This window comes from Protofrankia sp. CiP1_Cm_nod3 (assembly GCF_982290655.1).
On record NZ_CEVIVD010000065.1, the window covers coordinates 5,340 to 13,417 of the forward strand.

Annotated in this window: 8 protein-coding genes; 2 read left to right on the forward strand and 6 right to left on the reverse strand. The window is 68.0% G+C overall.

Annotated elements, in window-relative coordinates; all coding sequences use genetic code 11:
* On the reverse strand, positions 1–435 hold a 435-nt coding region (locus tag AC5LUJ_RS13990), incomplete at its 3' end, for a hypothetical protein (RefSeq protein ID WP_493465065.1).
* 483 nt (positions 436–918) lie between these two features.
* Between AC5LUJ_RS13990 and AC5LUJ_RS13995 the strand changes: the two genes are divergently transcribed.
* On the forward strand, positions 919–1,176 hold the full coding sequence (locus AC5LUJ_RS13995; protein ID WP_250280761.1) for a hypothetical protein: 258 nt from the start codon (positions 919–921) through the stop codon (positions 1,174–1,176).
* A gap of 86 nt (positions 1,177–1,262) precedes the next feature.
* Here AC5LUJ_RS13995 and AC5LUJ_RS14000 read toward each other — a convergent pair whose 3' ends face one another.
* The 5 genes from AC5LUJ_RS14000 to AC5LUJ_RS14020 all read right to left on the reverse strand — a co-directional run bounded on the left by AC5LUJ_RS14000 (position 1,263) and on the right by AC5LUJ_RS14020 (position 6,235).
* On the reverse strand, positions 1,263–2,159 hold the full coding sequence (locus AC5LUJ_RS14000; RefSeq protein WP_250280759.1) for an acyl-ACP desaturase: 897 nt from the start codon (positions 2,157–2,159) through the stop codon (positions 1,263–1,265).
* 99 nt (positions 2,160–2,258) lie between these two features.
* Positions 2,259–3,119 carry an SAM-dependent methyltransferase gene (locus AC5LUJ_RS14005; protein WP_250280757.1) on the reverse strand — a complete coding sequence of 287 codons (861 nt, stop codon included), beginning with the start codon at positions 3,117–3,119 and terminating at the stop codon, positions 2,259–2,261.
* A complete protein-coding gene (locus tag AC5LUJ_RS14010; RefSeq protein WP_250280754.1) occupies positions 3,116–3,376 on the reverse strand; it encodes an acyl carrier protein in 261 nt (86 codons plus the stop codon). Before AC5LUJ_RS14010 ends, AC5LUJ_RS14005 begins: the two co-directional genes overlap by 4 nt.
* Positions 3,377–3,491: 115 nt before the next feature.
* Positions 3,492–4,280, reverse strand: a complete 789-nt coding sequence (locus AC5LUJ_RS14015) for a ferritin-like domain-containing protein (RefSeq protein WP_250280752.1) — start codon at positions 4,278–4,280, stop codon at positions 3,492–3,494.
* A gap of 230 nt (positions 4,281–4,510) precedes the next feature.
* The gene (locus AC5LUJ_RS14020) at positions 4,511–6,235 is read right to left on the reverse strand and encodes an AMP-binding protein (protein WP_250280750.1); all 1,725 of its coding nucleotides are present in this window, start codon (positions 6,233–6,235) and stop codon (positions 4,511–4,513) included.
* A gap of 929 nt (positions 6,236–7,164) precedes the next feature.
* Between AC5LUJ_RS14020 and AC5LUJ_RS14025 the strand changes: the two genes are divergently transcribed.
* Complete coding sequence (locus AC5LUJ_RS14025) at positions 7,165–8,016, forward strand: MBL fold metallo-hydrolase (protein ID WP_250280748.1); 852 nt, start codon at positions 7,165–7,167, stop codon at positions 8,014–8,016.
* Positions 8,017–8,078: the final 62 nt, after the last annotated feature.

The window sequence follows — 8,078 nt, forward strand, 5'->3', positions numbered from 1 at the left end:
GCCGTGATCCGCGGTGGGCAGGGTCCGCCGCCGGTCGTGGCGGTCCCGGACCCGCTGGTAGATCTCCAGGGAGAGGCTGAGCACGAGGCGCCCCTCGTGGGCCGAGCGGCGGAACGTGTCGGACTGGATGCCGAAAAGGCGGGCGGCCCGTTCCCGTCTCTGGTCGAGGGTCAGGCCGAGGGTGCCCGGCCACAGGCACAGCATGATTCCGATTGCTTCGCTGTGCGGCTGTTCCATGGCGGCGACGGCGGCGGTGAGCATCCGGTGGGCGCGCAGCGCCCGGTCGTGGATGGCCTGCCGGGGCATGCCCGCCTCGGCGGGCCAGACCAGGTCGACGAATTCCGGGGTGTACGTGATCAGCTCGGTGGGACGGCCGCCGCGACGGAGCATCCGGATGAGCTGGTTGTGAATTTGTTGTGCTGTTGATGTTTCCATCGTGTGATTTTGTCGTTCCTTTCCGCGTGGCTGGTCTGGCACCCACCAGTTTTCTGTACCAGCTCGCCACGCGGCAGGAGTTCGGAAGGACTGCGCCGGTCTCCCGGCTACCAGTTTGATGCCATTCTCGTGTCGGTTTCCGCCCAGACGATCGGCTTGGGATCCGCCAGACGCAGGCGCTGCATTCTGCCACGGCGCTGATGTTCACTGTTCGGTGACGGGCGAATCCCGCCCCAGCGGATGTCACCGGTGACACCGTCGAGTGGTGCTGTCGAGCTGGGCATCGCTCGTCATGGCAGCCGCCTCGAACGGGAAACGGTCCCAGGAAGTGATCTCAGGCAGCGATCTGAAGGGCTGGCGATGACAAACCGTGACGATGCCAGATCCGGGTGCTCGCGGCGGCGGGGCAGGCCCATCCGCTCTGTGGACGCTGCGGACACGGTGGATACCGCAGACGCCGCACCCTGGCCGGAAGGAGCCGACATGACAGCCGTACCGCCGCCGCGGCAGCCGGCGCGGCGACTGCCCCGTGGGCCCGCGGCGGAATCGACGCCGTCGCTGTACGCGGTGGTCCTCTTCGACGGGAACGACCGGTCCGCTGTCACAGAGGTGGTGATTCTTTTTGAAAGCGTTGCCGCTGCCGACGGTTATGCGGCGGAACGCGGCTGGGGCGACTACGCCGTCGGCGCCGTCCGTTTCCACCTTCCGCCGCTGGTTCGCAGTGTCCGGTGGGTGGCGTGAAAAATCCGGTGGACCAGTCGTGTCGGTGATCAACAGGCACGACTGGTGTGAAACGGGCCCGCGCTGGCAGGCTCACGCCGACAAATCTACCCGGGGGTGCGGCAGGCGGAGATGAACTGGGTCAACGCCTCCACCCGGTCCGACGGCGCGTCGACAGCGCGCCTGATGACCCGGATCAGATGTTCGTAGGAGTCGGTATGGTCGTATCGCGCGGTGTCCGCGATCCGCAGCGCCCATCGCCAGTAGCCCTTGATGGTGTCCGCCAGCGGCATCCGGAAGTTCGCTATCACGTCCCGGATCGGTTCCACGACGGTGTCGCCGTACCGGATCAGGTATCGCTCCACCATGTCCGCCATGAACGAGAAGTGACGGGCCTCGTCCCGGCTGAGCCGGTTCAGGATCTCCGCGAGAACCGGCTCATCGATCACGGCGCGAAGCTGCTGATAGTAGAGCTGCGTCGCTTTCTCCTGCACGAGGGTGTAGGTGAACAGCGAGACCGGGCTGTCGAAGGGCAGGGTGAACCTCCGCCGGCCCTCCTCGGCGAGCTCGAGGCGCAGCCGTTCGGGCTCGGCGAGCCCGGAGGCCACCTGATAGCGGAAGAGAGCGCGGGCATGGGTGTCCTCCTCCTGCGCCCAGCGGACCGTGAAGTGGTACAGCTCCCGGTTACGGACGAAGTCCGCCGGGCCGACATCGCCATCGAGGGGGAAGAACCGGTTGTAGAGAGCGAAGTAGCCGGGAAGGTGATCCTCGATCAGGGTGATGAAACGGACCGCGGACCGTTGCCCCTCGGTCAGCCTCCCGCAGTCCGCGCTGTTCCAGTCGAAGTCGCTTTCCACGTCGAAGCGGCGTGTCGACGGCGAGGCAGCCATGAACGAGGTGACCGCATGCTCGATGTCGGCGGCCGGCAGGAGCCGGCGCGCATCCTGTTCCGACGGTGGTGCAGCCAGGGTTTCCCCTGCCGGGCTGCCGTCCACGACGGTCATCGGTCCTCCTGCCGTTTTTTCACCGTGCCTGCCGCTCCGGCACGCGGCCGCCGGGCCGCAGCAACGGCAACAGGGCCGGGTCCTGGAGCGGTGGGCTGGTCATCGTGCCTTCCGGCACGTCAGGGCGTAGTGCTTGGTGGTGTAGCCCCATCCGGCGTTGGCGATCTCCAGGTAGCGCTCGAGCTCGCCGGCGAGACCTGGCCGGATCCGCTCGATGGCGCCGGTGGCGGAGCGGACGTTCGCCAGCCAGTCGTCGATCGTGCGACGGTAGTCCGCGGTGAGGTCGTCCAGGCCGACGATGGAGAAGCCGGCGTCCTCGGCGCCACGGACCAGGTCGGACAGCGGGCGCATGTCACCCCAGCCGAAGATTGTCTCGCCGACGAACCGGGTACCGGCGCGACGGTGGAACGTCTCGTGCGCGGACGCGTTGCGAAAGCAGCTTTCCGACACGTAAAGGGCGCCACCGCGGCGCAGCAGCGCTCGGGCCCTGGCGAACACGGCGGCCAGATCGGGCATGTGCACGATGGATCCGAGCATGGTCACCGCGTCGAAGCCGCCGGCGGGCAGGTCGATCTCCTCGAAATGCCCCTGCCAGGTGCTGACCCGGTCGGCCACACCGAGTTCACGGGCCCGGCCGCTTATGTAGGCGTGCTGGCGGGCCGCCGGGCTGATGCCGGTTGCCCGGCAGGCGTGTTCCCGTGCCATGAACAGCAACAGGGATCCCCAGCCGCAGCCCACGTCGAGCAGGCGCTCGCCGCCTCGCAGGCCCAGGCGTTCGGCGACGAAGCGCAGCTTGTTGATCTGCGCGTCCGCCAGGGTGTCCGTCTCGGACCTGTACAGCCCGCAGCTGTACTTGCGCGACGGATCGAGGAAGAGGCCGAAGACCTCCGGGTCGAGGTCGTAGTGCTGATTGGTGTCGGCGACGGCGGTGTCCGTCCTCGGGTCCGTGATCGTCGTCATGACGGGTCCGGGATGAGGGCCTTCGCCACGACCAGCGCGATGTCATGGACGGAGGAGACACCGAAGACGTCTTCGTCCTCCAGCTCGACGTCGAAACGCTGCTCGATTCTGGAGATCATCCGGAGTACCTTGACCGAGTCGGCCCCCTCGATCGAGCGGAGGTCGGTGGACGGAGTCACACTGCCGGTGGCGAGGCCGAGCTCGCCGGTCACGATGTCGGTGACGACAGCGACGATCTGCTCGTGGGTGGCGGACAATTTCTCTCCAAAACGTGTCGTGTTTCACGGCATCGGGCTGCTGACGATACGAAAAAGACGGCCACCGGATTGCCGGCCGAAGCTGTCCACCCGCTCGGGCCGGATCCGGCGGGTGTCATACCAGTGCTTCGGCCAGCGCGCGCCGGATACGCGCGTTGCTGGCGAGGTCCAGGCCGGTCAGGGCACCGAAGGCCCGGCGGATCTTCACCTGGAGGCGGTCGAGCTCGCAGGCCCCGCCGGCCCTGGTAAGGAAGAACTCGAAGCCGGTGTCTATCGTCTCGTGCTCGCGCAGTTCCGGCAGTTCGCTTTTGAAAACACTCACCGGATGCCTGATCCGTGTGCCGGAGGTGTACACATAGAGCGTTTCGAGGACGGATGGCAGCTCCCGCGGATGCGCGGCCAGGCGCCTGCGGGCGAAGTAGATGAACTCGCGGGCGTGGGCTGCCTCGTCCCGGCTGGCGTCCCGCATGATTGTCCGCAGCACCGGCTCGGCCACCCAGTCCGAGACGGCCCGGTAGACGTGGTTCACCGTCAGTTCCGAAATGATGTTCGTTGCGAGGGTTGCGGCCGGTGTCGTGCCGGGCGCGTACGGTTCCCGCATCGCTTCGACGGGAGCCGCCTCGACGTGGACGCCCAGTGCTTCCAGCCAGGCCCGGAACGCGTAGTGGTGCTGAAGTTCCTGAAAGCCCCAGATCGCCACGAAAGCGGAGAAGTCGTAGTCATCGACGAACTCGTTGAAAAAGCCGTGCTGGGCGGCTATCGAGTTCGACTCGCCCATCACCGCGCTTTTCGCCAGTGTGACGTAGTCGGGGTCGACCAGGTCGCGATCGATCTTGTCGAACGGCAGGTCGGCGAGTTGCCACTGATGACGTTCGTACTGGCGGAAGACATCGTAACTGTGCATCGGCTTCCTTCGCGGACTTCGCGTGCGGGCTGCTGCGGGCTTCGGGGCCGGTCCGGGCGGCCCGGGCGGCCCGGGCGAGGGTCACAGTGCGCGATCTTCGTGGCAGGACCACGCCGGGCTGTTACGTCGGGCCCTGTGACATCGGGCCCTGTGACATCAAGCTCTGTGACGTCGAACTCTGTTGTGCCGGTGAACCGGGCGTCGGTGAACTGGGCGGCGGGCCCGCGGTGTCAGAGCGGAGGCTTCCATGATCGTTCACGGATGGCCAGGCGTTGGAACTTGCCGCTGGACGTGCGGGGGAGCGTGCTCGGGGGCACCAGGCATACCGCCAGGTCGGACAGGCCAAGCGTTCCGGTGATCTGGGCACGCAGATCACCGGCGAGCCGGTCACGTGCGGCCGGGTCGTCGAGGCTCGTCTCCGCGAGCAGAGTGATCACTTCTGTGCCGTCGCTCCCGTGCGGGCCGGCATCCCAGCCGTGCCCGCCGCGGCCGTCGTCACGGTCGCTGTCATGGGCGCGGCCGGCGACAGCCACGCAGCGGCGCTTGAACACCCCGGGGACGTCACGGGCGATGCCCTCGACGTCCTCGGGGTAGAAGTTCGTCCCATGAATGATGATCATTTCCTTTGTTCGTCCCGTGACGAACACGTCGTCACCCAGATGGAAACCCAGGTCTCCGGTACGGAGCCAACCGTCCGCGGTGAAGGTGTCGTCGTCGGTTCCCTCCGCCAGCAGATAGCCGGACGTCACCGGATCCCCGTGGATCTCGATCTCGCCGACCCGTTGGGCGTCGGCAGGCAGCTCGCCGGCGTCGGGGCTGGAGATTCGCAGGTCGACCCCGCGCACCGGGCGGCCCACGGCGATGACAGCCCGCGCGCGTGGATGCTCGGGTGGCACCCGCTGGACGCGCCCGGCATTGGCCAGCAGGTCCCGGTCAACCCAGACCGACACCGGCGGCCGGCCCAGCGGGGGAAAGGTGACCGCCAGCGTCGCCTCGGCCATCCCGTACACCGGGAACATCGCCTCAGGGGCGAAACCGGCCGGCGCGAAGTGTTCCAGGAACCGCTCGACCGAAGCCAGCGCGATGGGCTCGGCACCATTGAAGGCGACCCGCCAGTGACGCATGTCCAGCTCCGCCACCTCCCCCGGGGGCACGGCGGCGACCAGCTGGTCGTAGCCGAAGTTGGGAGCGGGGGAGATCGTCGCCCCGGACGCCAGGAACTGGCGCAGCCATCGTGCCGGGTCCTTGACGAAGGAGGCGGGTGACCACACTGTCATGGGGACGTTACGCATGATCGCGGACAGGGTCGCGAACAGTCCCATGTCGTGGAAGAGAGGCAGCCAGCTGCCGCCTCCGTCGCCGTCCCGGCCGAGGTCGATCCCCTCGCTGATCGCCTCGATGCCCGCGAGCGTGTTGGCGTGGGTGAGCCGGACCCCCTTGGGGGCGGCGGTGCTTCCCGAGGTGAACTGGACGATGGCCGTCTGGGCCGCGTCGACCAGGGGCAGTCGCCCGGGCGGAGGCGCGGCCGCCAGCAGATCGGCGGCGCGGACGAAGGCCACGTCACCCACGGCACCGTTGAAACGGCTGGCCAGCCCCCGGAAGCGGGAGGAGACAACCACGTCGCGGATGCCTGCGACCGACACGATCCGCGCCAGCCGGTGCGCGTGCCCCGCCAGATCCCAGGCCGCCGTGGGCAGCGGCAACGGGCAGGCCGCCGCGCCGGTCCTGGTGATGGCGAACAGCGCCTGGAGGAACTCGGGTGCGTTCTGGCTGAAGATCCCGACCAGGCTGCCCGGTCCCACGCCTGCCGCGGCCAGCGAGCGCGCCATCACCCGGGTGGAATCAGCGAGATCACCGAGGGTGATGGAAGCCGGCTCGGACGGGAAGTCGACCCGGGTGTCCCGGCCGTGGGCTGCAGCCCGGTCAAGCGCATCGTGCAACGTGCCGGTGACCATGCGGCCTCCCCCTGTCCACGAAGAGCCGGCCGTCGCCTTCCTCACGCCGTCCTCTTCTTTGCGCCGCCGTTTCTTCGTGTTGCCGTTTCTTCGAGCCGTAGTTTCTTCGTGTCGCCGTCTCCGGGGACCACCGGTCGGGGCGTCCGTACCGGCCGGCCAATGGGCGAATCGCGCCCGGTGCGCCGTGAACGCCGCCACCGGAAAAATTGTCCGGCGGCGCACCGAGGACCGTCAACGGTTGTTTCCCGATCGTATAGATCCATTCGGGAAAGCTATTGGACAGCTATTGAGCGAGGCCGGATCCGGTGGGTCGCAGGCAGGATTCCCGCATCATTTGTCGTCGCTTCGCGTTTCGTTCACCACCAGGCCGTGACGGGCTGGGCGAAAACTGGAGAAAGCGGCCGGTGGGCACTTTTCCGCGTAATACGTCGAGCGCTGACCGGGCGTCGCCGGCCGCTGCCGGCCCGACCCGGTACGAAGGCCGGGCCACGCTGGGCCGTACCGGGCCGTACCGGGCCGTACCGGGCCGCGCCGGCTCCCGGACGACCGCCGACAGACAGCGCCGGTGGACCTGCCGGGCCGTCCCGGCACGTCCCGGCCGGGAGTCATGCCGGCTGGGAGTCATGCCGGCCGGGCATGGCATCCCGGCGGCACGGCCAGCCTGGTGAGCGGCGGCGAGGGCAGTGAACAGCGGTGATAAGCGTTCGTAATCGTATGGCTGGAAGTTGCTCGTTGCCAGGGCCACAAGCTGCTAGCAACATCGCTGGAACCGGGGGAACCGTGCACCCCCGGTTCCCAGGACCCAAAATTCTCCGGCGGCATCACAAAGATCCACACGTTACGCCGTCGGGGCGCCTCGGCATACCACATCACACCAGTGCTCCGGAGTCCCCGGATTCCGGTATTTCAGAAGATCGGACATTTCGCAGATGCATCTCACCGTCCTCGGCTGCCGTTCGGGAATGCCTTCCGGTGGCCAGGGCAGTTCGGGTTATCTCGTGAGCACCGACAGCACCAGGATCCTGCTCGACTGCGGTCCCGGTGTGGCGCTGGCGCTCAGCATGATAGGGCATCCAAAAATGCTGGACGCGGTGGTGATCAGTCATTTCCACCTGGATCACTGCTATGATCTGCTGCCGGTCGGAAAAACTCTCCTGAGCCGGCACGCGCGGTATGGCGCGTCCTTCCCCACCCTGCCGGAGATCTTGGAGGCGGCCGGCACCACCCGGCTCACGCCGATTCCGCTCTATGTCCCGGCCGGCGGGCGCGCGACCCTGCGGAAGCTCGCGGAGCTCTTTCCGGTGGCGACCATCCCGTTGCTGGACAGGGCGTTCGACCTCGCCTTCGACGTACGGGAGTACGTCCCGGGCGAGAGTTTCACGGTGGGTGACTGCACGATCAGTATGCACGCGCTGCGTCACGCCATCCCCAACTGCGGTGTCCGGCTGGACAGCCCGGCGGGCAGCCTCGCCTACACCGGCGACACCGGCTGGACAGACGCGCTGATCCCCCTGGCCCGCGACGTGGACCTGCTGCTGGCCGAAGCCACCCTGGAGATCGCCGACAACGGGCCGCACGGTCATCTGTGCGCCACCGACGCCGGTACCGCCGCGGCCGAGGCGGACGCCGGGCAGCTCGTCCTGACCCATTTCATCTCCGCCGACCCGCGGTGGCTGGCGGCCCGGCAGGCCGACGCCCGCCAGGTCTTCACCGGCCCGGTGCACATTGCCGCGCCAGCCGCCCAGTTCGACACGTGGATTCCCGGGGGCTTTCCCGGATGACCCCCGGAATCGCCCACGCGGCTCCCGGGGCCGCCCGCGGCCGATCCTGCCCGGGCCGGCCC

Excerpts from the sequence above, each read along its gene's own strand:
- AC5LUJ_RS14015 (WP_250280752.1), bottom strand. The coding sequence starts at position 4,280 with ATGCACAGTTACGATGTCTTCCGCCAGTACGAACGTCATCAGTGGCAA.
- AC5LUJ_RS13995 (WP_250280761.1), top strand. The coding sequence starts at position 919 with ATGACAGCCGTACCGCCGCCGCGGCAGCCGGCGCGGCGACTGCCCCGT.
- AC5LUJ_RS14005 (WP_250280757.1), bottom strand. The coding sequence starts at position 3,119 with ATGACGACGATCACGGACCCGAGGACGGACACCGCCGTCGCCGACACC.
- AC5LUJ_RS14025 (WP_250280748.1), top strand. The coding sequence starts at position 7,165 with ATGCATCTCACCGTCCTCGGCTGCCGTTCGGGAATGCCTTCCGGTGGC.
- AC5LUJ_RS14000 (WP_250280759.1), bottom strand. The coding sequence starts at position 2,159 with ATGACCGTCGTGGACGGCAGCCCGGCAGGGGAAACCCTGGCTGCACCA.
- AC5LUJ_RS14020 (WP_250280750.1), bottom strand. The coding sequence starts at position 6,235 with ATGGTCACCGGCACGTTGCACGATGCGCTTGACCGGGCTGCAGCCCAC.